Consider the following 25,828-nt stretch of genomic DNA (forward strand, 5'->3'; position numbering starts at 1 on the left):
TCAGCACTCCTCGCGAATGACGGGCAGCGGTAGCGGCAGGCCGTCGGGCTCGACCGGCACCACACCTTCGCCTGCCGGCGGCAGCGGCAAGCCATCGACCACGGTGATGGCGGTGAGCTCGACCACTTCGTAGCGCTCCAGCACCACGGTGCCAGGCACCCAGCTATCGCCATCCCAGCCGGCGACTTCCAGCGCTTCCAGGTATTCGACACCCTCGACCTGCAGCGCGGCGGCTTCGAGCTCGGGGCCGTAGACACGCCGCCCCAGCGGCCAGCCCTGGCCTTCCGGGCCGTAAGGCGGCAGTGGAGCAAGGTATTGCCGCAATACCAGTTCGACCCAGCGCCGTACCGCCTCGATGCCGTAGCCCGGCTTGACCTTGAGCGCCACCGACACCGCCACCTGGCGATAGGTCGGCGGGATCACATAGAGCTCGGTAGTCACCAGCCGGTGCGCGTCCAGCCACTGGCACACGGCGCGCAGCAGCGCGGCATCGGGCATGGGCGCGTTCGGATGCAGCGCATCGGCCAGCGGCCAGACCATCACGCTGACGACGCCGGCGGCTTCGATCTGCGGCGTCTTGGGCGCAAAGCGCGGCAGGCATTCGGTGCGGGCGATCAAGGCGCCGGGCGTGGCGGCGGCAATTTCCTTGAAATCGTCCGCCGTCACCGCGCGGCCGCGCCGGCGCAACTCGCCCGGAATGCGCGTCAGCGCGGCTTCCAGCGCCTCGGCGTCCGAGCCGCCCTGTGCCGGCAGCGGGTTCCTGGCCTTGATGCCGGCCAGATCCATCTTGTTGATCGCCTCTTTGGCGACATTGCCGGCCACACCGCCGCCCCAGCGGTAGCCCCAGCTGCGGATGCGCTCGCCCCACTGCGGCATGCGACCACGCAAGCCGTCGCCAAAGCGCACCAGCCCCGATTCGGCATCGAGCATGAAATGGCGCGACTCGCGCGTACTGGCGAAGAAATCATCGACGCGCGTATAGCGCAACCACTGCCCGCCTTCCTCGACCTCCAGCACGATGGCGTCAAGGTCGTTGTCGGGCAGCACCGGCGCATGCGCCAGGCGGAACACCTGCACCGGCTGGCCGTTGCCGTTGCCCAGGAACTGCGGCGCAGCGGTGCGCGCGTGCTCGGCTTCAGTGGTGTTGATGGTCACGAGCTTGAACCGACCAAAGCTGCTGCCGTCGCGGCGGAACACGCGCAGCCAGCCCACCAGCTTCTCGGCGAGTTCATCGGGCAAGGCCGGTGGGTAGTTGCCGGCACCGGCCAGATCAGGATCGATGTCGGGCATGGCGAAGTCGCTGGCGACACGCGGCAGTTGCAGCCGCAATACGCCCGATTGCGTGAGCCCGCGCGTGCTGTCGCCGACCACCGATAACGACACGTATTGCGGCTCGTCATTCGAGAGCGGCCTGTCCGTCAGCGACTGCCATTGCAGCTGCGGCGGGCTGGCAACGAAGCCCAGCCCCGGGCAGGGATCGATCTCGGCCATCCCGCCCGCGGGCAACTCGGCTTCGAAGCCGAGATTGACGATGGCACCGGGCAGCCGGGTGGCATCGAGCCCATCCTCGGCCAGCACCGCCAGCCAGATCATGCCGTCCACCGTCTCGCCAAAATCGAGTGCTTCGTTCTCGACCAGCAGCCGCGTCTCGAAATAGCTGCGTGGCCGCTCCGCCAGCGCCTCGGGCAGCGCATCGAGCGTGCGCTCGGCATACGCGTGCGCTTCCGGATCCACTTCCGGATCGGGCGCGCTGGTGGCGATACGGGCCACGGCCTGTACCGACAGCGGCCAGGCCGTGACTTCGGTCAGCGTCTGGAACTCGAGCTTGCCGGCACGCGCCAGCGTCTTTTGCGGCACCAGCACGCCGGCGGGCTTGTCGGTGGTCAGCGCCAGCAGCGCACGCGCGGCCTGCGCCGGACGCAGCGGGATCTGCAGCAGGCGCAGGAATTCGAGATAGGTCGCCTCGGGGATCTGGTTGAAGCGGTACAGCAGGTTCTCGGCCTGGAAAGCGAACAGTTCGAGCAGCGTGATGCCCGGATCACTCTCGTTGTGATCGGTCCACGCCGGGTTGTAGACGGGGATGCGCGCCTTGAGCTCGCTGGCGAGCTGCGCGTAGCTGCGATCGTCGAGTATGGGGCTGGGGAGTGGCATGTCCTGACCCTTCAGTTGAGGTAGAACGGGTAGACGAGGTTGTCGCGACGACCGTCACGTACATGCGTGTAGTTCACCTGCACCAGCACCAGCGATGGATCGCGCCCGGGGGTGACGGCGACATCCGACACCGTGATGCGCGGCTCCCAACGCTTGAGGCTGCGCTCGACCTCGCGCTGGATCTGCGCGCGGGTGACGGCGCTGTTGGTCTGCATCAGAAAGCGCCGCAGCCCGCAGCCGTAGTCGGGCAGCATCAGCCGCTCGCCCGGTTCGGTATCGAGCAGGATGGCAATGGACTGACGAACTTTTTCCGGGCCGTCGGCCACCGGCAGCCGGCCCGTCTCATCCGGGGCGATCGGAAAGGCCAGGCCCGCGCCCAGCACCATGCGGCTTGTGCTCATAGGAACTCTCCGGTGGTCGGCAGATGCTGTTCGTGCTTCCACTGCGAAATACGCCGCGGCTCGAACTGCAGCCGCCCGGTGAGATCGAGCCGACTGCCGTTCTCGCTCGCGTCCCCAGGCTCGGGTTCGAGCGCGGCCTGTTCATGCATCACGCCGGCGATGCCGATCAGCGGACCCATCGCCAGCTTGGCGTCGAGGTCGTCGCGCACCTTGATCGCCTCGGCGGTGTGCACCGGGTTGGCCACGCCGGGAAACAGCTCGCGCGGGTGGCCGGCGGCCTCCGCAATGGCGTGCGGCAGCGATTGCGGCAGGTTGGTGTTGGCAACGGTCAGGAGCTCGGCGCGCACGTCGTCGCCGTCGTAGGTGACGCCGTCGAAATCGAAGGTCGCCGCCTCGACGTCGATCGAGAGCTGGCCGTCGATGCCTATGGCAGGCGGGATCGCCGACAGCTCGGCCATCATGCCGCCCTCGAACTTGAAGCTGGGCAAGATGCAGAACTTGAATGCCAGGAGGAACCACAGCTGAAAGATGAACATCACGATGGGCAGGAAGATGCTGAGCACGAACAGCGCGATGATGGTGATCAGTGGGATCGAGAAATGGCAGATCTGCCCCGGCCCCATGCTGCCGCCGGTGACGGCGCCCGCTTCCACCTGCGGCGTCAGCGCCTGCGGCTGCACGAACTTGATCGGCGAGAGCTGGCCGATCGGCCGCGCCAGCGCCTGTGCCGCGAGCTCGGCGAGGTTGGGCATCTGGATGGTGACCGGCCGGTTGGCGCTGCCGACGGTATCGAACTGCGGCGCCAGCCGGTAGGGCTGCGTCGCCTCGCTCCAGGTCAGCAGCCCGTCGCAATCGGGCGCGCGCGCATTGAGCCCGGCCATCGGGCAGCAGCAATCGTGGCGGCGGAAGAAGGTGCGGATCTCATACAGGCTGCGATCGTCGAAGCGCGCGTCGCCTGCATTGGTGGTCTCGAACGCCGAGGTCGGGATCACGCCGAAAAACAGCGCCCGGCCCCGTGCCGAATGGTCGGCGATCTTGGGATCGGCAAACACCCGGTACAGCGGGAACCACGCCTCCTCGAGCTGCTGTGGCGCCTCCTCGACGACGCGCCAGTTGCCCACGCCCTTGTGTGTGCCGGGGATCCAGCCCTCGACGTAATTCTCGATGCCGTGCGCCAGCTGCCAATCGGCGATCGCCTGGCGTTGCTCACCCACCTTGTCGAAGGCGGCCTGACGCTTGGCATCGAACTCGCCGCGTGCCTTCAGCCGCGCGTTGCGCGCCGCGCGCTGCTTGGCGGCACCCGGCCGCACCGGAATGGTTTCATCGAGATCGGCCAGCACCGCCTGCGCCGCGATCAGATCGCGCAACAGTCGCGTGCCCTCGCTGGAGAGCGCCTGCGGCACGGCGAGGCGCCGCCGCCGCACCACGAAGCCGGCCTGGCAGATTTCGCCCGCGGGGACGGAGGGCAGGCCGTGCGTATCGCAATGCAGCTCGCACACCACCAGGTAATGCCGCGCATGCGCAGGCAGGAACAGCTTGCGCGTGCTGGTCGGCACGAGCTTGGTCTGGCGCAGGTCGGTCGGCGCGTCGCCCGGCTGTGCCGGCGAGCCATCGGCGCGAGTGGGAAAGAAGGCGGCCAGCCGGCCGGGCAAGCGGCCCTGGGTCACGGCGACGTAGTCGATGTTGTAAACGACATCGTCATTGTCGAACACCAGCGAGTGCTGCGGATCGCCAATGAATTCGTTGACGAAATCGTCGGAGGCGAACTTCTGGATGGTCGGCTGCAGGTGCTGCTTGCCGGACGCGGGCACACCCGCCTTGTCCCAGCGGTACCAGGGCGCGGTGATCAGCCAGGGGTGGTGGGCGGCGGCTACCATACGTTGCCCGCTCCCGGGGTATAGCTCGGCGAGACGACCGATTGGGTGATCAGCGTCTGGCACACCACGGTGCCGTCGCAGGTCACCATCGGCGCATGCACGTTCACCGCACTGGCGTTGACCTCGACCGTGGCATTGGCGGTGATCGTCACCTGGCCGGCGATATTCATCTCGATCTTGCAGCCGTTCGAGTGCTGCAGCGTCACCTGCTGCGCCGCATCGTCCAGCACCAGCTGGTGGCCGCTTTGCATCGACACGGTCACCTTGGCCGCGCCGTCGGTGTCGTCGAACTCCAGCAGGCTGCCGCTGCGCGTCTTCAAGAGCCGCTTGTTGTTGGCCGCCTGCGCCGCCTCGGGCAGCGCCTCCTTGCCGTTCCACACCGCGCCAACGATATATGGCCGCTCCAGCACGCCGGCCTCGAAGGCCACGATGACCTCGGTATCGACCGAGGGCAGGATTTCCCAGCCCTGATCGTCGTCGGCATACAGCGTGACCAGTCGCGCCCAGGCCTTCACGTCGGCGCCAGCGTCGCCCAGCCAGGGGAAGCTGACCTGGATGCGGCCGACGTTGTCCGGGTCGACGATGTCGAGAACGATGGCCGGATAGAGCCCGAATAGCCGCCTGCCGGGAAAGCCGCCGTCGTAGCGATCGAAATCGATCATGCGGCCTCCAGCGTGGCGCGTTCGGCCTCGAACAGCGTGCGATGGCCGTCGACGAGGTCGTAGCTGTGACGCACCCGCGTCACGTAGTAACCGGCACCGGCAAACGGCGGCGCCACGCGTTGCAGGTTCACCTTGCTGCCCACCGCCAGTTGCGGCGTGCCGTTGGTCACTCCGCGCACGTGCACGAAACGCCGCGCGCGGCGTAGCATTTCGGCGCGGCTCCAGGCGCGTGCCGCTTCGGCATCGAGCGGTACCTCGCGGGTGCGGGTGCTTGGGTAGTCGCCCAGCCCGGCCAGCGCCTCGCTACCGAGCCGCCCTTGCGGGGACTCGCCGCGCACGGCGGTGTCGGAGGCTTCCTCGTCGATCCCGTCACGCGCGGTGACGTCGTAACCGGTCACATGCACGCTGGCACGCTGGTGCGCGAGATCGGCGCGGATATCGAGTTGCAGGATGTCGGCGCCATTCACCAGCTCGACCTCGGTGCCATCGCGCTTGTCGCGCGTCTTGAAACCGAGCTTGCCGTCCGCCACCCACACGTCGGCGGCCACCAGCCGGGCACGCTCGCGCAGGAACGCCAGATCGCTCTGGTTGAACTGCTGCACCACGGCGTAGGTCGGGCCGTCGCAATCGACATCCGGGGTGAGGCTATGCTCGCCGGCGATGGCGCGGGCGATATCGGCGTCGGAGACGTTTTCCCAAGTCTTGCTGCGATGGGTGAAGCGCAGCACGGCCAGCGCATCCTCGGCATAGATCAGTGCCTCGGGTTCCACGCCTTCGCGGTAGCAGGCTTCGATCGCGCTGATCTTGCCGTCGAACACCGTGCAGGCGCTGCCCTCGGGGCCCAGCGCCACCTCCAGCCGCTTGCCGAAATCGAAGACGCGACCGTCGAGATAGAGCAGCGTCTCGCCGTCCTCGCCCTCCTGCGGCCCCCAGGCATTGAAACGCGCGACCAGCCGCTTCATGCCCTGCCCGTCCTCGTCGATCTCGAGGCGCTTGAGATCGAGCGACAGCGCCGCCTGGCGCGAGCCATCGACGGTGAAGGTGGGCGTGTTGGCCTGGAAGAGGACGAGGGGCATGATCGGTTTCGCTCGCTAGTCGTCGCTGCCCCAGGCCGCCGTGCGCGCAGCGTCCTCGGCGGCGCATTCGGCCTCGCGGCGCCAGGCTTCCGTCTGTTGCCACGACTGCACGGGCTTGGCGTTGCCTGAGCCCCCCTGCACCGAGACCTGGCTATCGACTTCATCGATGTAGACCGGCATGACGCTCTCCTTTCAATGGCAGCCGCAGCCGCAATCGCCGGGCTGACCGGGGCGATGCGCACCACTGCCGGCTGGCGCGCCCTGCGGCAACGCCTGCCATGCGGGCTGGGTGGGGTTGGTCGAAACAGGCGGCAGGCTGTCGCTGCGCTGTGCAGCCTGACCGGTCAAAAGGTTGGCGCGCGTTTCAACCGCCCCGCCCACCCGGTCACGCAGCGGTACGTTGGCACCGAACGTGGTCGCGCGCGGATCGGCGCGCTGGCTGAACACCTGGTTGCGCTGGCCGCTGCTGGCAGCCAGCTCAGCGATGGCATTGCCCTGCGGCGGCAGCTGCACCGCGGTGCCGGCGAACGCCTGCCGGGCCGAGCGGTTGCCCTGCCCCGCGACATCGGTCTTCAGCGTTTCCAGCCCGGCGCCGACGCCGCCCGCCTGCGCCAGCGCCGTACCCTGCGCCAGTACGGCGCGCACGTCGTTGCCGGTGGCGGAAAGCCCCAGCCGCGCGACGGTATCGGTGGCCGCCGTGGCAACGCCTTGCGCGGCAAGACCGGGGCCGGCGACGGCAGCAAGGCCAATCTCGGCGCCGGCGGTCAGCCGTAGCGGATCAGCGACGCCGGCCGCCAGCGCGCGCCATGCGGTGGGATCAAGCCCCTGCCGCTGCGCGAACTGCGCCAGGCTCTCGCCATCGAGCGCGCGGGCGATGGTGGCGTTCACGTCCGAGATGGCCGCATTGGCGGCGGACAATGCATTGGCGATCGGGTTGTTGGCGAGCCGGCCCAGCGCGTCATTCAGCGCGCCCAAGCCACCCAAGCCCGGCAGATCGGGGGTGGCGGCGCCCGGTGCCGGTGCGCCGGCGGTATCGGTAGCACCGGGGCCGCTGCGACGGAACTGGTAGGTGGGGTCCTGCGCCTTGATGGTCAGCCCGACCTTGGCGCGCAGTGGCGTGCCGTCGGCAGCGAAGTGATCAAGATCGAGGTTGAAGCTCTCGACCACGCCATCGATCTGCAACTGCGCCCATTCGAAGCGCACGCGCGGCGGCAACTCCTCGCCTTCCTTGGGCTTGATGAAGTATTCGATCTTGCGGGTGCGCTCGAACACCGGCACCGGGTTGTCGCTGTCGCCTTCGTCGGCACTGTCGAACACCAGTTCCAGCGTCAGTGTGGTCGAGCCGGTACCGACATACTGGCGCGACTGGCGCCCGCTCTGCTGGCCGCCTTCGCTGCGGTTGGCGATCGCCATGCGCATCGAGGTCGGGTTGAACTGCACCGGGATGCGATCGCCCATTTCGCGGGCGTTTTCACCGGTGGAAATCTCGACGAGAAAGGCCTTCTTCAGTTCCATGGCGCTACTCCAGCCTCAGGCCTTCGTGGGCGATCTGCAGCTCTTCGATCGCGATTTCGCCGGTCTTGGCGTTGAGTTCGGGGCCGCGCACCTTGAGCGGCAGCGCGCGCTCGAAGCTCCAGGTGGCGACCACGTCGTCACCGTTGGCCGCCAGCACCTCGATCACGCCGTCAAAGCGCGGAATGGGGCGCCGGCCGGACACCACCGCCTGCAACCACTGCCACAACTCCTTCTGCAGCTCGTCACCGTCGGGGTGGAACATGCCGCGCTTCATCGTGATGGGGCTGTAGCGCGCGCGCCCGGCGCGGCGGATCACGCCGTCGTTGCGGCCGCCCTCGTTGTAGTCGGCGACATCCATGCTGACTTCGAGCCCGCTGATTTCCTGGAAGGCGCCGTCGGGGGCGCGGATTTCATCGCCACCCGTGTCCTCGGGCGGCGTATCGAGCGCGGGCTCAAGCCCGCCGCTGTCCGGCGCAGGCACGGCGCCAGCTGCCACCTCGGGGCTGGGCGAGAAGCGCACGCGGAAGCGGTAGGTGCGCATGAACAGCAGATCGTCGGCCATCTGCTCAATCCTCCAGGGTCAGCGTGCCGTCGCCGTCGCGCGTGAGCCGCAGCACGATGAATTCCAGCGGCTCGGCCGGGCACACGCCGATCTCCATCAGGAGCTCGCCGTTGTCGACGCGATAAGGCGGGTTGAGCACATCGTCGCAATGCACGAAGAAGGCCTGCGCCTCGGTCGCGCCGCGCAATGCCCCCAGCCGGTAGAGCCGGCGCAGCAAGGTGGTGACGAGGTGGATCAGCTCGGCGCGCAAGGCGGCGCCATTGGGTTCGAACACCGCCCACTGCATCTGGCGGTCGAGTACCCGGCGCAACATCAGCATCAGCCGCCGCACCGACAGCTGACGCCACTCCGCCTCGGTGGAAAGCGTGCGCGCCGCCGCCAGCGTGATCCCGGCCGGCTCCTGCAGAAATACGTTGATATGCGCCTGATGCAGCGTGGCGTGGTCCTGCGGCACGACGCGGGTATCGACCTTGACGGCTTGCAAGACCACCTCGTTCGCCGGCCCTACCTGCACGCCGAAACGCAGCTCGCGCGCGGCGATCACGCCAGCGGCCGCGGCCGAGGGCGGCACCCGCACCAGCGCGTCGCGCGCATCGTCGCTGCGCGCCACCGACAGCCACGGGTGATAGGCGGCGGCGTAGGCGGTATCGAAATGGCTGCGCCACACCAGGATTTGCGGCGGCGTCAGCCCCGGCGGCACGTCGATGAGGGCGATATGCTCGCGCGTGGTCATCGCAAACTCGACGAGTTGCTGCTGCAGCACGATGATCTGGGCCAGATCGCCCGGCAGGGCGGGATCGAGCACGAGGCCCGCCAGCGCATCGGTCAGGTCATCCTGCTCGGGCGGTGGGGGCAACACCAGGCAATCGGCGAACTCGGGGCCGGCGAGCGATTCCTCGAACACGGTATCGACCGGCGGCAAGGCGCGCGGCTGGTAAAGATCGGGTACGCAGACCTGGGTGACATCGGCGATGCGGTACAGCGCGTAGAGGCCGGCAAAGCGTGCCTCGTCGGCGAGCGGATCCCACGCCGGATCGAAGAAATCGGCATGAACCAGATCGGCCCATCTATCCTCTCCGCCGCTGAACGCCTCGCTCGTGCCCGGCGGCAGCGTGGTATCCGCCGGCATGATCTGGCCGCCAGCCCAATCCCAGCCGGGCCAGACCAGCGTCGATTGCTGGGCAACGATGGTGGCCAGCCAGCGCGGATGCGCGACCGACAGGCCGAGCGCCACCAGGCGCTCGCTGCGGCCTGCACCGTCGGTGATGGCAAGCTCGCCCTCCACCCGCTCGATGCCCACGAGATGTGCCGGCAGGAAAGGATCGCCATCGGCGCCCGGCAAGGCCGCGGACAAGGTCGCGACCCGGTAGCGGCGCGGCTGCTGCGCATCACCCACGGTGGCGACTTCATTCACCCAGCGCAGGTGGCGGGTGCCGTCGGACAATCGCAGGCGCAGCAAGGTGCCGGCGACGGTATCGCTGCCGCTCGCCAGACGCAGCGTGCTGTCGCTCAGCGCCGTCGCCTGGAAGGGGGACGTGCGGAACGTGAGTTCCAGCGCAAGCGCATTGCCCCAGCCGCCTTCGTTGCGCGCGGCAAACGTGAGCGGCGCGGCAAGGCCGACGAGCTCGCCGGTGGCCACGCCACCCGCATCATCGGGGCCGGCATAGTCGTGCACCACGCGCACGATGTAGGCGCGCGCCCCGCCCTGCTCGAAGAAGCTCGCCACCGCGTAGGGCAACAGTCCCGGGCCTTCGAAGCCGCCGAACAGCGCACGGTACTCGTCAAAGCGCTCGACCGGCACGGCCACGCTGCGCAGGCGGGGCCGATCCGGATCGCACATGGTCCAGTCTGCGGCGTGCGCGGCAGATTCGTCGGTCAATGGCACCCGGCATGGCCCGCGCGGCGCCACGCCGACGAAGGCGCATACATCGAGCCGCTCGCCGGTGAGCCGGCGCACCGGTTCGGCCGGCAGCGTGTAGACCCCGGGGGCGCCACGGGCAATGCGATCGAGGACGGCGTCAAGCGCTGGCATGGTGCTTACTCCGAAAACCAGCCACACACGCGGCCTCTAGCTCGGGCTCGTGCGTGCAGATCAGTTTCTTCGCCTCGCCGCGCAGCGGCTGGATATTGCCGTTGCTGGCGTTGTCCATATCGCCTGACGCTTCGGTGAGGCTGGTTTGCAGCCTGACGTAGCCGCCGTCGGCGAGCGCGGGGGCGATGTTGCGCGACCAGCAATTGCCATCGCCGATGGCGAATCCAGGCGCCAGAGTGCCGCAGGTGGAAGTGCCGGCGATCAGATCGAACGCTTGCGCGGCCGACTTGCCGGTATGGGTTTCGATCTCGGCCAGCACCAGCGCCGGGATCAAACTGCGGATGCCGCCACCGTCGATGCTCAGAATGCGCTTCACCTCATCACCCCTTGCTGTTGCAGACCTGCGGCACCCGCCCTCACCGGGCGACACGCCCCGCCCACGCGCCAAGGCAGATGCCAGGCACCCGCCGGCGCGATATCCCGCCGCCTAAGACAATGTGGGGCCGGGCCGGCAGCGCCCCATTCCAGACGGGGTCGAGTCGGAACCCAATCCCGCCAGGAACGGCGCAACATGCAACACCTGCGCTCACCGCCGGCCCACCGCGTTAGGCGTACTCGATGCCCTCGTGCGCCAGCTGGATTTCTTCCATGGCCACCTCGCCGCCGCCCTTGGCAGCCAGCGTCGGGCCGGTCCACTTCTTGATCTGGGCATTGCGTAGCGAGAAGGTGGCCACCGGCTGGCGCGCCTCGTCGAGCAGCGTAATCGTCACCGTGCGCGGCTCGTACTCGCCCTCGCGCACGCGCTTGTACCACTCGAACAAATCGAGCGAGCCCAAGAGGCCACGCTTCAAGGTCACGTCGTCGTTCTTAAAGGTGTTGGCGATCTTGCGCACCGTGTTCACCGGCTCGTTGCCGTTGCGGTATTCCGAATAATTGATCTCGGAGCCAAGACCGCTGACATCGGAAAAGCCGCCGACCACGCTGGCCTCGTCGCTGCCGCCGAGCGAGACCAGGTAGTTGAAGGCGCCGTAGGGGTTGTTGCGGAACGTAGCCATGACTCAGGTCTCCTATTGCTTCGCGTCCGCGGTCCACTGGCCGACGCGGAAGATGACGAACTCGGCGGGCTTCACTGGCGCGACGCCGACAAGGCAGATCAACCGACCGTTATCGAGGTCGTTCTGCGCCATCGTGGTGCGATCGCAGCGCACGAAGTAGGCCTCCTCGGGCTTGGCGCCAAGCAGCGCGCCATCGCGCCACATGATGTAGAGGAAGTCCTCGACCATGCGCCGCACGTTGGCCCACAGCCGCTCGTTGTTGGGCTCGAACACCGCCCACTGGCTGCCCTTGTCGATGCTGTGCTCCAGGTAGATGAAGAGCCGGCGCACGTTGACGTATTTCCATTCCGGGTCCGAGCTCATGGTGCGCGCGCCCCATACCCGGCTGCCGCGGCCCTCGAAGAAGCGCAGCGCGTTGATGCCCTCGGGGTTGAGCACGTCCTGGCGTGGCTTGTTGATGTTGGCCTCGAAGCGCGTCAGGCCCAGCACCACCTCGTTAGCCGGCGCCTTGTGCACGCCACGCTCGATGTCGCTACGCGCGTAGATGCCGGTGACGAAGCCCGACGGCGGCAACAGCAGCCGGCGCTGCGGCGCGCCCTGGCTGGGCCGCTCGTTCGGATCGAGGATCTCGATCCACGGGTGGTAGAGCGCGGCGTACTTGCTGTCGAAGCGGCCGCGGAAGTCGCGCACCTCGTTCAGCGACGAGCCTTCGGGCGCATCGACCACGGCGATGCGGTAGCGGCAGTTGGTGGCGTGGGCGATCAGCGCGTCGGCGCCTGCGGCCACGTCGTCCGCGGTGCCGAGTGCAATCGCATCGGGCAGCGCAACGATGGCGATGTCGTCGATCTCGGCCAGCGCCTCAAGGCCGGTCGCCTTGACCTCGACGTTGTCCGGATCGGCCGGCTCGCCAGCCAGATCGCTGGCCACCAAGGTGTCACCCTCGGTGCCGCCATCGAGACGCGGCGTGGCATTGGCCTGCAGCGCGATAGCAAGGCGCGCCGCGACGAAACCGGGCACGGCGATGCCGCCCTGCTCCGGATCCCACTCCAGCCAGACGGTGCTGTTCTCGTCCTCGGGATCGTCCTTTTGCAGGATCTTGCCGATGTAGCGTTTTTGCAGCGGCGAGAAGCCCAGTTCGTTGGCCACATCGAGGCGCTCGTCGTCCACCGCCACGATGACGCGGCCTTCGATGAGCTGCGCAGCGGCGCCCGCCGGAATATCGACCACGTTGCCGTCGCGATCGGTAAAGGTCTGCTTGCCCTCCAGATCGACCGACACCACGCGCAGCGCGGTATCGACCAGCGGCGCATTGCCCACCGGGATGGGATCGCCCGCCAGCACGATCTCGATCACGGCGCCGGCCTTGGCACGTTTGACCTGCACGTCACCATCGCCGTCGACGAAGGCGAGGTTCTTGCTGCGCGCGATCTCGGTCCGTACATGCACTTCGCCCGCACGGCCCGGCCAGCGGGCGCGCCAGGTGGTGACCACGCCGGCCAGGACCGTCACGTCGCGGCTGGCACAGCCGTCGTAGGTGAACTCACCGCCGACATCGATGCCGTCATTGCTCTGCACGTAGACGCGCGAGATATAGAGCCGCCGGCCACCGTTCTGGAAGAAGGCCCGCGCCGCATGCGCGAGGTAGTTGGTGCGCTCGTCCCCCCCGGGCGCGACATCTTCCAGCCCGCCATACACGCGCTCGAACTCGGTAAAGCTGGTAATGAGGCGGGGGTCGCTCGCTTTGGGGGCGCCGGGGTAGTACACCGGCCCATAGCGGGTGTAGCCAGCGAAACCGGTGGTGGACGTCGGCACGCCTTCCAGCGACTTGGCGCGGAAGCTGACCTCTTCGACGTAGACGCCGGGGGCAAGATATTCAGGCATCGCTTTCTCCTTTACGCACAACACGGCTTGCGGCCGTCACGGGTGGGACTTTAAGAGCCCTAGGCTCTAACGCGGATGGAACAGCAGGCCGCCCAGTGCATCGAGCAGGGAATCGGTCTTGGGCTGCATTTGCGCGGGCACCAGTTCGCGCAGTTCACGTAACAGCTCGTCGAGCTCGGTCGAGCCGGTAGACGTCGGTTTGGGGCTGGGAACCGGTACGGGCGCCGGTGTGGGCGCTGGCGGACGGGGTCGCAGGATGAGGGTGAGGATGCGGGCGATGATGTAGAGGATGCGCAGCACCTTCTCGCGATCGAGCCCGGCCGCATCGATGCCGGACTCGTCGAGTGCCCCGCCCCCCTCGCCGCTCTCGGCGACGGCAAGGCCGCTGGCGGCCTTCGGGTCGGTGGCGCCCCCATTGATGGCGCCGCCGCCGGCCATGGTCGGCCGGAACTCGATCTTCTGGTTGGCGGCAAAATCCTCGTCGAATTCGATCGCCACGGTGAACGGTGCGCCCTTGGCCAGCGGCGGGTTGAAATCGAAATGAACGGTGGTCTGGTCGCTGAACGAGGCGTCGGCCACCCGCGTGGTCGGCTGGCCCTGGGGATTTAATTGCTGAACCACCAGCCGGCGGATGTCGGGTACGTTGCCGGTGTGCAGGTCGGTCGAGATCTGCATGTCGGCGATCGTGATACCGGTGGTGTTGCGAAACACCCAGCACCCCTTCTTGTCGCGCGTCACCCCGTCCGCATCGGTAAAACGCCCAGCCAGCCCTATCATGATGTCGCTCCCCTGCCCGCTAGAACTCGAAATCGGCAATGCCCCGGGCCAACAGGCCCAGGCGCAACGCCACCACGCGGCTGGCTACCGCGGCATAACCCACCGGCAGCGTCGCGCCCGTCAGCACCCCATCGCTCGCCGCCCAGCTTGCCGGCGTTTCCAGCGGCACATCCCACAGCGGATCGCGCGCCGGCAGATCCGGATCGGGCGGATCGGCCTCGGCCCCCGCGAACACGGTGATACGCACCTGCATCGTGGGCTGCGTGCCCGGCTGCGATGCGGCGGGCGGCAGCAGCAGCAGAAACTCACCGCGATCGTCGCCCGCGCCGCGCGCAATGATGTTGGCCAGGTCCAGATCGGCCTGCGCCGCCGGAATGCTGGCGATTACCCGTACCCAGCGCGCGGCGCGGCGCGGCACATCACCCGCCGCGTTGCGGAATACGTGCGCCCTAAGGCCCGTGGCGGTGTTGGAAAGCGGATAGGCCGCAGCCGGAAACAACCAGGGCCGCAATGTGCGATCGGCCGGCGGTGCCGCCTCGGCGTTGGCGAGCGTGGGCAGTGTCAGCGCCAGCCGCCGCGGCACGAAACCGCGGTGCGCGTAGGGCAGCGAGTAACGGCCATCCGGCGTGGCCGACACCCGCAGCACCAAGGGCTGCGGGGCGCTAGCTAGATCGTCGCGGTAGAGCAGCGCATAGCGATTGCTGGGCAGGCGGCGTAGCGGCGGTCGACGCGGCGCCGTCACTTCGTCCAGGCCAATGTGGATGGGCATCAGCACCGGCTGCGCGCTGGCCGCATCCATCAGCTCGATGCCGACGGCAAGGCGCCGGGTCTGGGCGACGAAACCGGCGGGCGCGTTCATGTCGCCAGCTCCGGCTTCGCGCCGATGGTGGCGGTGACGACATCGGGTTCGCGCGTGGCGGGCGCGCCATCGATGCAGACCACGCGGGCGATATAGGGCACGGACAGCCGGTAATCGATGGGCAGCGAATCGAAGATGCGCATCAACGACTCGGTATCGACCTCCTCCAGCAACAGGTGCAACGCCTCGGTGGGCGACCAGTCGCCGGCGCCAGCCAGCAAGGGCCCGGAAACGATAGGGGTATCCTCGATCACCTGCATGGCGCGGCCCAGGATGCGATGCTCGTTCTCGGCGGCATCGGCCCAGGCAGTCAGCAGGAAATGCAGATCCAGCGCCAGGTGCGAGCGGCCATCGGCGGCGCCGACGGCGGACCACGCGGCACGCATGGTCTTGTTGAAGTCCACCCGATACAGGAACAGCGTCAGCGCGGGCCGTTGCACCAGGTTGCCGATGTTGTTGCTGTCCAGATCCTCGGTGCGCGCGATCGCCACGCTGGTGGCCGTGGCCAGTGGTTGCTGCTCGGCAAAGCGAATCTGCAGCAGCCGCTGGATGCTGCGCCCCGCCGCCGATATGCTGGCAAATCCGCCCATGTCCGCTCCCGGTGATGGACAGCCCTGAGGCTGACCGTCAGCGGTTTACAGCAACCCTCGTGCCAACTTGCAAAAACTGACTTTTTCCTTTTGTTTTACAAGGATTTTGCAAGCGTCATGCAAAGCTTCCAGGCGCGATCAACGGCGGATGTGACAATGCTTGCGACATGAGTCGTATCGCCTGTGACAACTCGTGCTGCCAATGTGACACTCGCCTGGTTCCAGGCGGAGTCAGGCCAGGGTGAAAACATGCAAAACCGTGCACTGAACGCGTATCAGCAGTGTCACACGATGTCCGCCCTCCGCCGCGCCATGACGCCGTGCTATAAACGGGTTCTCGCCACGATCCTTGCGAAACACTCGCCATGAAGAAGTTGCTGTTCGTCGTACTCGTGCTGCTGTTTGGCGCGCTGATGTTCGCCGCCGGAACGCTGGCGCCGACGTCGATCAAGGCGGGTGTGGAACGCGCGGCCAACCGCATTCCGGGTGTGGCCCCCAGCGCGACCAAGGCTGCCGCCCCGTTAAGCGGCCAAGCCGCAGCTCCTGCCGCCAAGGCGGCGAGCGACATCCCCGAAGTGGATGCGCAGGCGCTGAACCTGCCGGCACCGCTGCCGGACAAGGCCGACTACGCGCTGCTCGCGGGGCAATTCAGTACCGCCGACCCAGCACAGGCGCTGGCCGCCGCTGCGCGCGATGCCCGACTGGCGGTGGCGCTGTTCGAATCGGTGGAAACAGACGGCACCCGCTGGTTTGTCGTCGCCGTCGGCAAGTACGGCGATGTCGATGCCGCGCGCACCGCGCGACAACCCATCGCACGCACGCTGAACCTGGATGGCGCGCTACCGGTGATCATGCTGCCGGCCCCCGCCAAGAAAGCCTGATCCGCTCGCGCTCCAGAGCCGAGCATGAACCGGGCGGTTGCCCTGCACCACTCAACTGCAGGGCCGCGAAATCCTGTCGGCCGATATCAGCCGGAGCGCGGTGCCACCCAAGGCTTGGGTCAGCGCGCGCCTCCAGCGCCGGTCTGGCGGGCGGGCGTATTGCCCACCGTGAACCGGACTGGCTGGCGTGTGATCTGGCGACCAGCTCGTTTCGGCCAAGAACGGAAACTCGACTTCATAAACTGCCGTCACTTGAACGGCAATTTCGCTCCAAAATCGGCCGTTGCGCTACTTCGGTAACTCGGCCAAAGCAGAAGCTCTTGTCCGGCTAATCAATGTCGGCTTAGCGTCGTATTGCAGGCTCTAACGTTCGAAATGAGCGGACCGCAACGGCGCTCTCTGTGTTGCCGAAGCGCACCACCGCACCCCGCTGTTGTGGGGTCGCTCGATGGAGGGGTTAAGCGGCGCGTCACACGCCATGCTGGAGAAAGAGCCGTTAGCCACTCTACTTCGACGGCTTCCTCTTGGTTCCCGGCAGGAAGCCTGTGGCAGTACCAATAACCGACAGGACAAGCGCACCGATTAGCACGATACCTCCGTACTTCTGGCCGAACTCTGCTCCTGCCGCATAACCAACTTGCTCGCCCTTTGCGAAACCGTCCGCCAAGCCCACGGCCTTTACCTTGGAACCAGCAATAGCTCCAGCTATTGCTCCTCCTACAACCAAGCCACCGAAGGCGAACACAACGAAACAAATCACTCCAAAGAAAACGCGCTTCATCAAACTCTCCCCATATGCGCTCGCTGGCAGAATTCGTGCTACCTAACGTTTGATATGAGAGGCGCTGGCCGGCTTGCCGGGCAGCGTCCTCTCGATGAAAGGGTTAGGTGTCTGTGCCAACTTGATCCCAGTCATTCTCTTCTCCGTAGCAGGTCATCCAATTGACTGCACGATGCCACTCTTGGACGACACCCCCGTTGATGCCTTTTGGTGTTGCTGACCCAGTGAGATGCGCGTTTCTTACCGCCCAATGAAGCCTATACATCAGGTCTGCACGATCAAGAATATCGGATTTCGAACGAATACAAATTGAGCCTCTTAGGATGTCTGGAGCCTCATTCTCTTGAGGAAAAAGACCAAGAATTGACTGGACGCTTGACTCTTCTGTCGGTATCTCGCTTGCCTCAACTAGCCCGGCCGCCCAAGCGATGAAGAAGAAGGCTTCAAGTTGCCAAGAGAAATGAATCTGATCTCTCTCGGAAGCTTCTTTGGAAAAAAGAAAGTCGCGTTCTTGACCGGACAGCCAATCCTGCATGCCTTGTTCGGCGATGTAGCCGGCGAAGTGCGACCCTGAACCAAGAAATGCCTTGCCTACTACCGCCCATAGTGCGAGCAGCCTATGAAAAACTTCATCTCTTGAGCGAACCTTTGTCTCTTCCTCCGTTTCAATAAGCGGAAGGTGTTCGTTGATCGGAATTCCGAGCGCTCGAAGTTTCGATTCTGAGGAGGCTTTTCGCGACTCTGGACTCATGTGAGACACTTAATGTTGGAGGTAACGTGCGGCCGGAATACCGCAGGCATGGAGGGAACCCAAAGCGCAGCTTTGGGCCGTCACGTTGACCGAAGGGTTGGGCCTCAATTCTTCCCGCCTCCAAACTTAAGTGGCCAATGCTGTAGTCCCTCTTCTCCATATTCCTTTAGAAATGGGCCCGACTTTTTAGCAAGCGACTCATGCGCAGTACGTGCTTCTGGAGTACCGATGCGGGCTAGTGCATAGGCACATTTGCGCTGAAACTCATGCAGATTGCCCCATTCGACCAAATGGTCAAATGGAACGAGCACCGCTTGAGCTATGGCGTCAACTGAGCGGGGATCACCAATCAGGCCGAGCGCGAAGACTATGTCTTCGTGAAACTCGTGGGAATCATCGAGCAGCAGCCTATTAAGGGCTACGGGATCTCTTGCTGCCATTGCGGATTTAAGATTGGTTAGTTCGCCCACAGTATGTCTCTTGAGGCCCAACGTTTGACGTGAGGGGCCGCCGTAGCGGCGAAGCCGCGAAGGGAACCTGCAAGCACAGCTTGCAGGCGGTCCCTCTCGACGGAGTTGTTAGGCACTGATGAACTATTGGAAATAGCTTTTGACATGACCGTACTCTGGATGCGCCGGCTCTATGAGTTGCTCTTGAAATGAATCGGCAAGAATTTCGTAGAAGACATCGTGATTGGAAACCACAAAGTGCCTGCCGAGCGGCTTCAGAGGCGAATCTTGGTAGACATACATTTTGTTAGCCTCAACCGGCCACGAAGAATCTGTGAGCTCAACAATAAAACTCTTTCCTGATTCCTGGGGATAGATGCCAATCGCGGGACTGCAATCAGTTCGGGCGCTTCTTGCGCAAAGAGCACCATCGAAAGTGATTTTGACAAAAGACCAGACGTCTTCTTGTCCATCGACCACCAGAAAGACGCTGCATTCTCGACTCGAATAGCGCAATACGGCATCTTCGATGTGGTCATGTCGATACTCAAGCGTGATTGCAATCCCAGCCTTCAAGAGTCACTCCAATTCCGATGAAAAGGTGCTTGGCTAATTGTGCCTAACAGTTAATAGGCTGACAGCTCCGTCAGTACATTATCAATAATACGGACGCCTAAAATTCAGCACAAGTCCCTGATATATATTAAATTCATACCAACTCCGTCCGTATATGCGCGTCAATCATACGAGCATGACGTACCTTACGCACCATGTGCATACTGTTCGCTTTTTTCATGTTGCTAAGGAGTAACGTTATGGGGAGTACTTCCGACTAAGCCTCGTCTGCTCGATCAGGTCTACACTGTATGCCGACGCAGGCATTTCAGTCGCAAGACTGAGCAGGCGTACCGATACTCGATTCGTCAGTTCATCGACTTCCACGGCAAGCAGCATCCCGCCACGCTGGGCACCACCGAAGTCGAAGTGTTCTTGAACCACTTGGCAGTGGCTCGTCGGGTGTCAGCGTCGACGCAGTCCCAGGCGTTGAACACGTTGGCTTTTCTCTATGGGCAAGTGCTCGATCAGCCATTGGGCACCATGGCCGCGCCAACGCTGGTCAGCCATCGGGCCGCCCTCTTCGAGCGTGAGTTCATTCGCCATGCCAATCTGTACGGATCGCTCGCCGGGTGCTCGCACCCGGCTTGGTCAAGGCGCGCAGCAGCGCTGCGCCTGCCCCCATCCAGCCAGCGTTCGGCCCTGTTTGCCTGAAGGGCGTATCACCCGCAGAAGGAGTGCCACATGTTCCTCATCGACGATGTTTGGAAGGAAGCGATCGCCTATTGCTTCAAGCGGGTACAAGCGGGGCGCGACAACCACGACACGGCGCTGCGCGGCATCCGCACCGCCATGCGCGCGCTGGCTTCGTCGCTGCGCGAAATCACCTTGCAGCTGGAAACCGGCGTGCATCGGCTGCGTCGGCTGGAACACGATGGCAACGCCTATTTCACCGAGCTGCAGCGATTGCTCGACACCGATTTCCTGCGCCGCGCCTGCAACGAATCGGGCATCTGCGAAGAACTGCACCTGGCGCAAGACGCGTTGCTGCAGATCAAGCCATTGCACAGCAGCGACGAGCTCGTCGCGCTGCGCCAGCTCGCCGATGATATGGAGGCGCGCGAGTCGGCCTTCGTCAACGCCATCCTCGAATTTCTTGCCCATGCACGCGATGTCGATCTGGTGGCCGCCGCTGCGGATCCTGCCTTGCTCAGTCCAGCCGCCGTCTCGGCGGCATTGACGGAGCGGCTGGCTGCGCTGGGCGAGAAACAAGCCGAGATCGAACGGCTGCTCGCCGAGCTACGTGCCTCGTCATTCCGGGCCTGAAGCGCCTCGGCTACACTGTCGCCCCTGTCGGCTGTTAGCAAAGCGCCGACGCGACCCTATCCGCACGGGAAATGCCATGAGTCAAGAGCTGCAAATCACTGATCTCGTCGTTGGCGAGGGCAAAGAAATCGCCAAGGGTGCGCTGATTACCGCGCACTACACCGGTACGCTGGAAGATGGCACCGAGTTCGATTCCTCGCACCACCGCGGCAAGCCGTTCCAGTGCGTGATCGGCACCGGCCGCGTGATCAAGGGCTGGGATATCGGCCTCTTGGGCATGAAGGCGGGCGGCAAGCGCCGCCTGTTCGTTCCCGCCCACCTTGCCTACGGCGAGCGCCAGATCGGCGCCCACATCAAGCCCCACTCCAACCTGGTGTTCGAGATCGAGCTGCTGGACGTGCTGACGCGCGACGACTGAGCGGGCACGCCGGTTGCAACCGCATCCGGCCAGGGTGCGAACCCGGCCCGCACAGGAGTGCCCCGCATGCATGTGCCGCAGCTCGAAGACGATTATGTGATGCCGCTGGCACAGGCCGCGGCGCTGCAACGGCGCCTGGCCGAACAGGTGTTGCTGCAGCCGCTGGCGGGCCCGGTACGCCATGTGGCCGGAGTCGATGTCTCGTCCGAATGGCACGGCTCACTGCTTTCCGCCGCCGTGGTGGTGTTCCGCTACCCCGAGCTGACCGTGCTCGAAACGGCGTACGCCGTGCACGAGTCCGCCTTCCCCTATGTGCCCGGCTTTTTGTCGTTCCGCGAGATCCCCGCGCTGCTCAAGGCCTTTGCGCAACTGCGGCAGGTGCCGGACGTGCTGTTCGTCGACGGCCAGGGCATCACCCACCCACGCCGGCTCGGCATCGCCGCGCACCTGGGCGTGCTATTGGATCTGCCTGCTGTCGGCGTGGCCAAGTCCAATCTGTATGGCCGCTGGCAAACGCCGCAGCGACCGGGCGAACACACGCCCATCCTCGACCCGAAAACCGGCGAAACGCTGGGCGCCGCGCTCAAGAGCAAGGCGCGCTCGCTGCCCATCCTGATCTCGGCAGGCCACCTGATCACGCACCAGGAGGCGCTGACGCTGGTGCAATCGATGCTGCAAGGCTACCGGCTGCCGATCACCACGCGGGCCGCGCACGACGCGGTGAATGCGTATCGGCGCGAATGCAAGCGGACGGGCACTGCAACTGAAGGCCCCGAGGCTGCAACGTGATCAACCGGGTGCCAAGGGGGGCCTGCGTCCATCTCCACGCCCCTCAAGCGAAGCTTGAAGGGCACGCGGTCATTGCGCTTCACTTTATCGGTCCAATGCCATATCGCGCGTACTTGTGCTCGTGATACGCATCCAGGTCGGCATTACCTACTGCGGCTTTGGTGCGTGCCTGCTCGCCCCACCACTTCCCGAGCTTCTGCTCGATCCTGGCGCTGGCAGCACCATGGTCCATCTTCTTGTCATCGGTGTACTTCTGCCACTTCGCCTCGAATTTGGCCTTCTTGCGCTCGAAGGTATTGTCGATGGTGCGAAACAGCTCTTGATGCAGGTTGGCGGTGGTCTGCTGATAATTATCCGCAGTGGCGCTCCCCCCCGTGCGCTTGTGCTCATCGCTGACCATATCGGCGAGGTTGGCGGCGCCGTCCTTCTTCAACTGGGTCAGATGGCCGCTGAGATAGCCCTTGAAATCGCTCAGCATCGCATTGTCGTCGGCGGTACGGGTGGATGCATCGTTGCCCAGTGCCAGCTTGGCCCGCAAGAATGTTGCTCGCACGGCGGAGCCGGTGTGGAGGGTATTGGCGGCGTGCCGTCCGGTGAGATCCTCGACGAAAGACGTGACCGCGGGCGACATGAAACGGAAAGCCTCGCTCTTGGCCGCCCCTTCGTTCAACTCACGCTTCTTGCCCGGGGCATTCCTTTCGATGACCACTTCGCCACTGCGTTTATGGACTTCTCGGGTATCGGGCGCCACGTAGTCACCCAGATCGGACGTCTTGACCGGCCCCCCCATGACCGACTTGATGGCACGGCCGTACTTGGTGGCGGAGTCCGGCGTCAGCGTCGTGGGCAGGATCTCCCCCCACGTGGTGCCGTGCCCGAAGCCGGTCATCATGCCTTGGGTCCACTTCTGCTGGTCGTTGGTGCGGACCTGCTCTTTCAGCTGGTACACCGCGTTGACCGGGTAGATCTCCGCCTGCGGCGTGCCTTCGTTCCTGAACTTGACCGGAAAGATGGTGGCCAGTTGCGTCCCGGTGCGGGTTTTGCCGCTCACCTCCTCCAGTTGCTCGCGCAATGCCTTGCCCACGACCGGAATGGTCTGCGTCACCGGGGATACGTTGGGCCCGGCAAACTCGATGCGCTTGAAACGCTTCGCGATCGGTGACGCATCGCGACCCCCTCTCGGGCCATCTGGTGCTTTCTTGCTTGCATCCATCCTCGCTTCTCCAATCGGATTTCTGACTTGCACTTCGCAGGCCAGAACAGAAATACTGCGCTATGCGCCAACGCTCCCTCTTCCTTCCCTACCCCTTGGGCCTGCGCAATCGCAGCCATGAGGTCCATGTCACCCGGCCCGATGGCGCCGGGCGGCCGGCGCTGGCACGCAGCGAGCCGCTGGAGGACGATCGCCGCGCCGTGGTCTACCGGCAGTGGGGCATGCCCGAGCGCTCGCCACGCCAGCCGCCGCTACCAGCCAAGACCGTGCCGCTACCGCAGCGCAGCCAGACCATCCTCTACCACCAGGTATCCGAACTGACCCGTGCCGAGCTGGTCGGCGGCGCCACTTCGCCCAACAACCAGCCGGGCGCAGCTGATCCGCTGCCGCGCACCGAACCGCTGGGCCAGCCGGGCGAAGCACCGCTCACCGATGTCACCGTGTACGGGCCGAGCATTTCAGTGCGGTTGCGACGCTGAACACGCTGCCGGGCGTAACCGCCGCCGCCTAGAACTTGCGTTCGTACTGGGCGAACACGCTCTTGAAGCGCTCTTTTTGCAAGCCCGTTTTCTTGCTTTTTCCCGGATTATCGCCACGGTCGTACACCACGCCAACGGTCGAGCGATCGTGGGAATCGGCCGCCACGTAGAACACCTTGTTGTCGCCATATTTCTTGAATTTGTCGAGCGCCTTGCGCTCCATATGGCTATCGACCGCGATATTGGGGTAGTGCGGCGCCCAGACCGTGTTGTAGGTATTGCTCTCGGCGCCAGTCAGGCTGAAAGGCGCCCGGTGCGCCCGGTCATACTGGACATCGCTGCTATAGGGGTTGGGGCTCTTGGGGTTGCCGATTTCCTTGTCGTCCGCGATATCGCCGTGATTCACCACCCGCGATACCGTGACCATGTGGCCATCGTAGCTACCCCCTTTTTGCGGATTGATGCGCAAGTCCTGCTGCACGATGTTGCCGCTCACCTTCTTGTTGCGCAGCGCATTGAGCGCATCCTGCGTGAAGCTCGGCGTGACATTGCCAATACCATGGTCGCTACGCACCGCGCCCAACGCGATCTGGCCGTGCATCTGCCAGCGCACCGTATCCTCGAGGCTGCCTTGCTTGCTGGACTGATGCGCCGTTTGCATCAGCGACGTGGTATCAAAGCCCTGGTGGCTGAAACTGGTGCTTTGCAGTTTGGCGCGATTGGTCTCCTCCAGCACTTTCAGCTTTTCCTGATGCCGGGTAACGCGCTTGTTGCCGCTTTCGCTATCCACGATCCATCTCCTCTCGTTACGTCATTGCATAAGTGCGGGTTGCCATCTCGCTCGAACGCATCTGTGCGTCATCGAGCTGGATCGGGCTATCTAGCCCGGTGAGCAGGCAAGCCAGGCTCCGTTCGTCCCCATGGGGGTAGCAGTAGAAGCGCAGATCCTCGTCCGGTTCCTGGGCGCTGCAATCGAGTGGCACAAAGCCGCTGCGCTGCAGCACCTGCAGCGAGCGGTAGTTGTCCTGATAGGCCGAGGTGTAGAACGCCTTGCCGGCTGGCAGGCTGCGCAGGACCAGTTGCACGGCCCGCTGCGCCAGGCCCTGCCCCTGCCAATCCGGCCCCAGCCAGAAATGCAGGTAGCCCGCATCGCCACGCCAATGGCTGGAAATCACACCGACCGCACCGGCATGATCGAGCACGATGGCGTAGCCCTGGCGTGCGGGATCGGCCGCTTGATCGGCCAGCCAAGCGACAAATTCGGCCGCTGCCTCAAACTCGGGCAGGCGCGTCATCATGCCGATCTGCGGATCGCGGTACTGATAATGCAGCGCGACGGCATGCTCGGCCCCGAGCGGCTCAAGGCTCAGCTCGGCATCGCGCAGGCCGTCCGCCGCCCACCACGGCAGCGCGGCGCGGCGCGCCAGCGTCTCGCCCAGCCTGTCATGCAGTTCGCGGGCCGCCGCGAGTTCCGGCTGCATGGCCAGCAGGTGCCGCAGCCGGGCCAGCGCATCCGGCATGGCGCCGGTCAGCGCGTCGAGCTCGGCCAGGTAGTAGTGGGCGCCGGGGTGGTCAGGGTCGGCCTCCAACGCCGCCAGCAGCAGCGCGCGCGCCAGGGCGAAATCGCCGAAATGCGCTGCGACATAGGCCATTTCGACGGCAAAGCCGGCCTCGAGGCACCAGCCGGCCAGTTGCCGCCCTACATGGCACAGCGCCTCGCGCCACGCGCCACGCAGCGCCTCGTCGCCCTCGGGGGGCGCTTCGATCAGACGGGGCAACATGCGCGCCAGCAGCCGTGGATCGTGCCCCCCCAGCCGCAACAGCGCGAGGCTGGGTGCGGTCTGCTCGGCCAGTTCGACCAGGCCGGCGCCGTCGGTGGGCAACACGGCGCCCAGCCGCTCGAACAATGCATCAATCACGGCGTCCTCCGCCCAGGCCCCTTGCCAGGCCAAGTGCAGGGTCCAGCCGCCCACCTTGTCCTGCCGATCGTGCACCCGCGCACCGCGCTGCCGCTGGTAACGCGCCAGCAGCTCGAAATTGACCGGCGCCGCCCCCGGCTGGGCAGGCGGCGCCAGCGCGCCAAGCCGTATGTCGCAGAGCGCAATCACGCCCGGATCGAGCGCCAGCAGCAAATAACCGGCTGGTGCGACCTGTTCCAGCGCATCGATCCGGCGCAACACCTGGTGCGGAATCGAGAACGCCGCGCTATTGAGCTGCCGCAGATAGCATTGCACCATCCCGGCGTCGGATTCTGGGCTGCCGTCGTGCCAATCGAGCTGCCAGCCATCATCGCACCAGCGGTGCTGCCCGCACATCAGGCGACCGTAATGCACCCCGTAGATGCCGGCTGCCTCCCGGCCGAACACGCCCAGCGCCAAGATCACGGCCGGGTTGGCGCTGACGCATCCGGGCTCGGCCGCCACGACTTGCCAGTCGCCCCGACCCAGCATCTGCAGCCGTGCCTGGACGCGTGCCAGCAACGGCACAAGCCAAGGGCTGCCCGCCCCCGCCAGATCGAACACTGCGAATGGCAGGCGTGGATCGACACGCCCTGCCGCCTGCGCGATCAACCAGTAGTCGACGATGGCGTCGGACCAGGCCTGCGCCAGCAGCGGCGTGACCAGCCAGTCGGCGAGCTCAGGATGCAACGAGGACTGTTCGGCGAGAAATTGCTCACCAGTCTCGCCGGAATCGGCGCGCACATCAGTTTCGGCAAGGGTCACGGCATTCTCCTGGTTCCGGGCTGGA

28 protein-coding genes are annotated in these 25,828 nt (G+C 65.4%); 6 read left to right on the forward strand and 22 right to left on the reverse strand.

Annotated features, from left to right (window positions below):
* From NLI84_RS13145 to NLI84_RS13215, 15 genes are all read right to left on the reverse strand, one after another.
* Entirely contained in the window at window positions 1-2,151 is a 2,151-nt protein-coding gene (locus NLI84_RS13145) for a putative baseplate assembly protein (RefSeq protein WP_255990885.1), read from the reverse strand.
* Between the two features lie 11 nt (window positions 2,152-2,162).
* Window positions 2,163-2,552 (reverse strand): GPW/gp25 family protein, encoded by a 390-nt coding sequence (locus NLI84_RS13150; protein WP_255990887.1) that lies wholly within the window; start codon window positions 2,550-2,552, stop codon window positions 2,163-2,165.
* Window positions 2,549-4,429, reverse strand: coding sequence for a hypothetical protein (locus NLI84_RS13155; RefSeq protein WP_255990888.1), 1,881 nt, complete (start codon window positions 4,427-4,429; stop codon window positions 2,549-2,551). Before NLI84_RS13155 ends, NLI84_RS13150 begins: the two co-directional genes overlap by 4 nt.
* Window positions 4,423-5,091 (reverse strand): phage baseplate assembly protein V, encoded by a 669-nt coding sequence (locus NLI84_RS13160; protein ID WP_255990889.1) that lies wholly within the window; start codon window positions 5,089-5,091, stop codon window positions 4,423-4,425. Before NLI84_RS13160 ends, NLI84_RS13155 begins: the two co-directional genes overlap by 7 nt.
* A complete protein-coding gene (locus NLI84_RS13165) occupies window positions 5,088-6,167 on the reverse strand; it encodes a phage late control D family protein (protein WP_255990891.1) in 1,080 nt (359 codons plus the stop codon). Before NLI84_RS13165 ends, NLI84_RS13160 begins: the two co-directional genes overlap by 4 nt.
* 15 nt (window positions 6,168-6,182) lie before the next feature.
* Entirely contained in the window at window positions 6,183-6,347 is a 165-nt protein-coding gene (locus NLI84_RS13170) for a hypothetical protein (RefSeq protein WP_255990892.1), read from the reverse strand.
* Between the two features lie 12 nt (window positions 6,348-6,359).
* Window positions 6,360-7,682 carry a CIS tube protein gene (locus NLI84_RS13175; protein WP_255990894.1) on the reverse strand — a complete coding sequence of 441 codons (1,323 nt, stop codon included), beginning with the start codon at window positions 7,680-7,682 and terminating at the stop codon, window positions 6,360-6,362.
* 4 nt (window positions 7,683-7,686) lie between these two features.
* Window positions 7,687-8,244, reverse strand: coding sequence for a phage tail protein (locus NLI84_RS13180; protein WP_255990896.1), 558 nt, complete (start codon window positions 8,242-8,244; stop codon window positions 7,687-7,689).
* A gap of 4 nt (window positions 8,245-8,248) precedes the next feature.
* A complete protein-coding gene (locus NLI84_RS13185; RefSeq protein WP_255990898.1) occupies window positions 8,249-10,276 on the reverse strand; it encodes a phage tail sheath C-terminal domain-containing protein in 2,028 nt (675 codons plus the stop codon).
* Window positions 10,263-10,652 (reverse strand): hypothetical protein, encoded by a 390-nt coding sequence (locus NLI84_RS13190; RefSeq protein WP_255990900.1) that lies wholly within the window; start codon window positions 10,650-10,652, stop codon window positions 10,263-10,265. The genes NLI84_RS13185 and NLI84_RS13190 overlap by 14 nt, the downstream gene beginning before the upstream one ends.
* A gap of 229 nt (window positions 10,653-10,881) precedes the next feature.
* Complete coding sequence (locus tag NLI84_RS13195; protein WP_255990901.1) at window positions 10,882-11,331, reverse strand: phage tail protein; 450 nt, start codon at window positions 11,329-11,331, stop codon at window positions 10,882-10,884.
* 12 nt (window positions 11,332-11,343) lie between these two features.
* A complete protein-coding gene (locus NLI84_RS13200) occupies window positions 11,344-13,212 on the reverse strand; it encodes a phage tail sheath family protein (RefSeq protein WP_255990902.1) in 1,869 nt (622 codons plus the stop codon).
* 66 nt (window positions 13,213-13,278) lie between these two features.
* Window positions 13,279-13,989 carry a hypothetical protein gene (locus NLI84_RS13205; protein ID WP_255990910.1) on the reverse strand — a complete coding sequence of 237 codons (711 nt, stop codon included), beginning with the start codon at window positions 13,987-13,989 and terminating at the stop codon, window positions 13,279-13,281.
* A gap of 19 nt (window positions 13,990-14,008) precedes the next feature.
* Window positions 14,009-14,848 (reverse strand): hypothetical protein, encoded by an 840-nt coding sequence (locus tag NLI84_RS13210; protein WP_255990914.1) that lies wholly within the window; start codon window positions 14,846-14,848, stop codon window positions 14,009-14,011.
* A complete protein-coding gene (locus NLI84_RS13215; protein ID WP_255990917.1) occupies window positions 14,845-15,438 on the reverse strand; it encodes a Pvc16 family protein in 594 nt (197 codons plus the stop codon). The genes NLI84_RS13210 and NLI84_RS13215 overlap by 4 nt, the downstream gene beginning before the upstream one ends.
* 365 nt (window positions 15,439-15,803) lie before the next feature.
* Between NLI84_RS13215 and NLI84_RS13220 the strand changes: the two genes are divergently transcribed.
* Window positions 15,804-16,319: an SPOR domain-containing protein gene (locus NLI84_RS13220; protein WP_255990928.1), complete on the forward strand. Its 516-nt coding sequence runs from the start codon at window positions 15,804-15,806 to the stop codon at window positions 16,317-16,319.
* Between the two features lie 505 nt (window positions 16,320-16,824).
* On the opposite strand, the gene NLI84_RS13225 is transcribed toward NLI84_RS13220, so the two are convergent.
* The 4 genes from NLI84_RS13225 to NLI84_RS13240 form a co-directional block, all read right to left on the reverse strand.
* Window positions 16,825-17,100 carry a hypothetical protein gene (locus NLI84_RS13225; RefSeq protein WP_255990929.1) on the reverse strand — a complete coding sequence of 92 codons (276 nt, stop codon included), beginning with the start codon at window positions 17,098-17,100 and terminating at the stop codon, window positions 16,825-16,827.
* Between the two features lie 103 nt (window positions 17,101-17,203).
* Window positions 17,204-17,851: a DUF4272 domain-containing protein gene (locus NLI84_RS13230; RefSeq protein ID WP_255990930.1), complete on the reverse strand. Its 648-nt coding sequence runs from the start codon at window positions 17,849-17,851 to the stop codon at window positions 17,204-17,206.
* Between the two features lie 104 nt (window positions 17,852-17,955).
* Window positions 17,956-18,291 (reverse strand): HEAT repeat domain-containing protein, encoded by a 336-nt coding sequence (locus NLI84_RS13235; RefSeq protein ID WP_255990932.1) that lies wholly within the window; start codon window positions 18,289-18,291, stop codon window positions 17,956-17,958.
* Between the two features lie 153 nt (window positions 18,292-18,444).
* Entirely contained in the window at window positions 18,445-18,876 is a 432-nt protein-coding gene (locus NLI84_RS13240) for a hypothetical protein (RefSeq protein WP_255990933.1), read from the reverse strand.
* 267 nt (window positions 18,877-19,143) lie between these two features.
* On the opposite strand from NLI84_RS13240, the gene NLI84_RS13245 reads away from it, so the two are divergent.
* From NLI84_RS13245 to nfi, 4 genes are all read left to right on the forward strand, one after another.
* A complete protein-coding gene (locus tag NLI84_RS13245; protein ID WP_255991008.1) occupies window positions 19,144-19,569 on the forward strand; it encodes a site-specific integrase in 426 nt (141 codons plus the stop codon).
* Between the two features lie 30 nt (window positions 19,570-19,599).
* Window positions 19,600-20,181 (forward strand): hypothetical protein, encoded by a 582-nt coding sequence (locus NLI84_RS13250; RefSeq protein ID WP_255990934.1) that lies wholly within the window; start codon window positions 19,600-19,602, stop codon window positions 20,179-20,181.
* A 76-nt stretch (window positions 20,182-20,257) separates the two neighbouring features.
* Window positions 20,258-20,599 carry an FKBP-type peptidyl-prolyl cis-trans isomerase gene (locus NLI84_RS13255; protein WP_255990939.1) on the forward strand — a complete coding sequence of 114 codons (342 nt, stop codon included), beginning with the start codon at window positions 20,258-20,260 and terminating at the stop codon, window positions 20,597-20,599.
* Between the two features lie 66 nt (window positions 20,600-20,665).
* The gene (gene nfi / locus NLI84_RS13260) at window positions 20,666-21,388 is read left to right on the forward strand and encodes a deoxyribonuclease V (protein ID WP_255990940.1); all 723 of its coding nucleotides are present in this window, start codon (window positions 20,666-20,668) and stop codon (window positions 21,386-21,388) included.
* A gap of 79 nt (window positions 21,389-21,467) precedes the next feature.
* On the opposite strand, the gene NLI84_RS13265 is transcribed toward nfi, so the two are convergent.
* On the reverse strand, window positions 21,468-22,601 hold the full coding sequence (locus tag NLI84_RS13265; protein ID WP_255990942.1) for a hypothetical protein: 1,134 nt from the start codon (window positions 22,599-22,601) through the stop codon (window positions 21,468-21,470).
* Between the two features lie 62 nt (window positions 22,602-22,663).
* Between NLI84_RS13265 and NLI84_RS13270 the strand changes: the two genes are divergently transcribed.
* Window positions 22,664-23,080: a hypothetical protein gene (locus tag NLI84_RS13270; RefSeq protein ID WP_255990947.1), complete on the forward strand. Its 417-nt coding sequence runs from the start codon at window positions 22,664-22,666 to the stop codon at window positions 23,078-23,080.
* A gap of 28 nt (window positions 23,081-23,108) precedes the next feature.
* Here NLI84_RS13270 and NLI84_RS13275 read toward each other — a convergent pair whose 3' ends face one another.
* Window positions 23,109-23,870 (reverse strand): hypothetical protein, encoded by a 762-nt coding sequence (locus tag NLI84_RS13275; RefSeq protein ID WP_255990948.1) that lies wholly within the window; start codon window positions 23,868-23,870, stop codon window positions 23,109-23,111.
* A 16-nt stretch (window positions 23,871-23,886) separates the two neighbouring features.
* Window positions 23,887-25,803: a GNAT family N-acetyltransferase gene (locus tag NLI84_RS19160; RefSeq protein ID WP_255990950.1), complete on the reverse strand. Its 1,917-nt coding sequence runs from the start codon at window positions 25,801-25,803 to the stop codon at window positions 23,887-23,889.
* Between the last annotated feature and the right edge of the window lie 25 nt (window positions 25,804-25,828).

The sequence above is a fragment of the Chitinolyticbacter albus genome (assembly GCF_024437655.1).
Classification (GTDB): Bacteria; Pseudomonadota; Gammaproteobacteria; order Burkholderiales; family Chitinibacteraceae; genus Chitinolyticbacter; species Chitinolyticbacter albus.

Excerpts from the sequence above, each read along its gene's own strand:
- NLI84_RS13145 (WP_255990885.1), bottom strand. The coding sequence starts at position 2,151 with ATGCCACTCCCCAGCCCCATACTCGACGATCGCAGCTACGCGCAGCTC.
- NLI84_RS13150 (WP_255990887.1), bottom strand. The coding sequence starts at position 2,552 with ATGAGCACAAGCCGCATGGTGCTGGGCGCGGGCCTGGCCTTTCCGATC.
- NLI84_RS13155 (WP_255990888.1), bottom strand. The coding sequence starts at position 4,429 with ATGGTAGCCGCCGCCCACCACCCCTGGCTGATCACCGCGCCCTGGTAC.
- NLI84_RS13160 (WP_255990889.1), bottom strand. The coding sequence starts at position 5,091 with ATGATCGATTTCGATCGCTACGACGGCGGCTTTCCCGGCAGGCGGCTA.
- NLI84_RS13165 (WP_255990891.1), bottom strand. The coding sequence starts at position 6,167 with ATGCCCCTCGTCCTCTTCCAGGCCAACACGCCCACCTTCACCGTCGAT.
- NLI84_RS13170 (WP_255990892.1), bottom strand. The coding sequence starts at position 6,347 with ATGCCGGTCTACATCGATGAAGTCGATAGCCAGGTCTCGGTGCAGGGG.
- NLI84_RS13175 (WP_255990894.1), bottom strand. The coding sequence starts at position 7,682 with ATGGAACTGAAGAAGGCCTTTCTCGTCGAGATTTCCACCGGTGAAAAC.
- NLI84_RS13180 (WP_255990896.1), bottom strand. The coding sequence starts at position 8,244 with ATGGCCGACGATCTGCTGTTCATGCGCACCTACCGCTTCCGCGTGCGC.
- NLI84_RS13185 (WP_255990898.1), bottom strand. The coding sequence starts at position 10,276 with ATGCCAGCGCTTGACGCCGTCCTCGATCGCATTGCCCGTGGCGCCCCC.
- NLI84_RS13195 (WP_255990901.1), bottom strand. The coding sequence starts at position 11,331 with ATGGCTACGTTCCGCAACAACCCCTACGGCGCCTTCAACTACCTGGTC.
- NLI84_RS13200 (WP_255990902.1), bottom strand. The coding sequence starts at position 13,212 with ATGCCTGAATATCTTGCCCCCGGCGTCTACGTCGAAGAGGTCAGCTTC.
- NLI84_RS13205 (WP_255990910.1), bottom strand. The coding sequence starts at position 13,989 with ATGATAGGGCTGGCTGGGCGTTTTACCGATGCGGACGGGGTGACGCGC.
- NLI84_RS13210 (WP_255990914.1), bottom strand. The coding sequence starts at position 14,848 with ATGAACGCGCCCGCCGGTTTCGTCGCCCAGACCCGGCGCCTTGCCGTC.
- NLI84_RS13215 (WP_255990917.1), bottom strand. The coding sequence starts at position 15,438 with ATGGGCGGATTTGCCAGCATATCGGCGGCGGGGCGCAGCATCCAGCGG.
- NLI84_RS13220 (WP_255990928.1), top strand. The coding sequence starts at position 15,804 with ATGAAGAAGTTGCTGTTCGTCGTACTCGTGCTGCTGTTTGGCGCGCTG.
- NLI84_RS13225 (WP_255990929.1), bottom strand. The coding sequence starts at position 17,100 with ATGAAGCGCGTTTTCTTTGGAGTGATTTGTTTCGTTGTGTTCGCCTTC.
- NLI84_RS13230 (WP_255990930.1), bottom strand. The coding sequence starts at position 17,851 with ATGAGTCCAGAGTCGCGAAAAGCCTCCTCAGAATCGAAACTTCGAGCG.
- NLI84_RS13235 (WP_255990932.1), bottom strand. The coding sequence starts at position 18,291 with ATGGCAGCAAGAGATCCCGTAGCCCTTAATAGGCTGCTGCTCGATGAT.
- NLI84_RS13250 (WP_255990934.1), top strand. The coding sequence starts at position 19,600 with ATGTTCCTCATCGACGATGTTTGGAAGGAAGCGATCGCCTATTGCTTC.
- NLI84_RS13255 (WP_255990939.1), top strand. The coding sequence starts at position 20,258 with ATGAGTCAAGAGCTGCAAATCACTGATCTCGTCGTTGGCGAGGGCAAA.
- nfi (WP_255990940.1), top strand. The coding sequence starts at position 20,666 with ATGCATGTGCCGCAGCTCGAAGACGATTATGTGATGCCGCTGGCACAG.
- NLI84_RS13265 (WP_255990942.1), bottom strand. The coding sequence starts at position 22,601 with ATGGATGCAAGCAAGAAAGCACCAGATGGCCCGAGAGGGGGTCGCGAT.
- NLI84_RS13270 (WP_255990947.1), top strand. The coding sequence starts at position 22,664 with ATGCGCCAACGCTCCCTCTTCCTTCCCTACCCCTTGGGCCTGCGCAAT.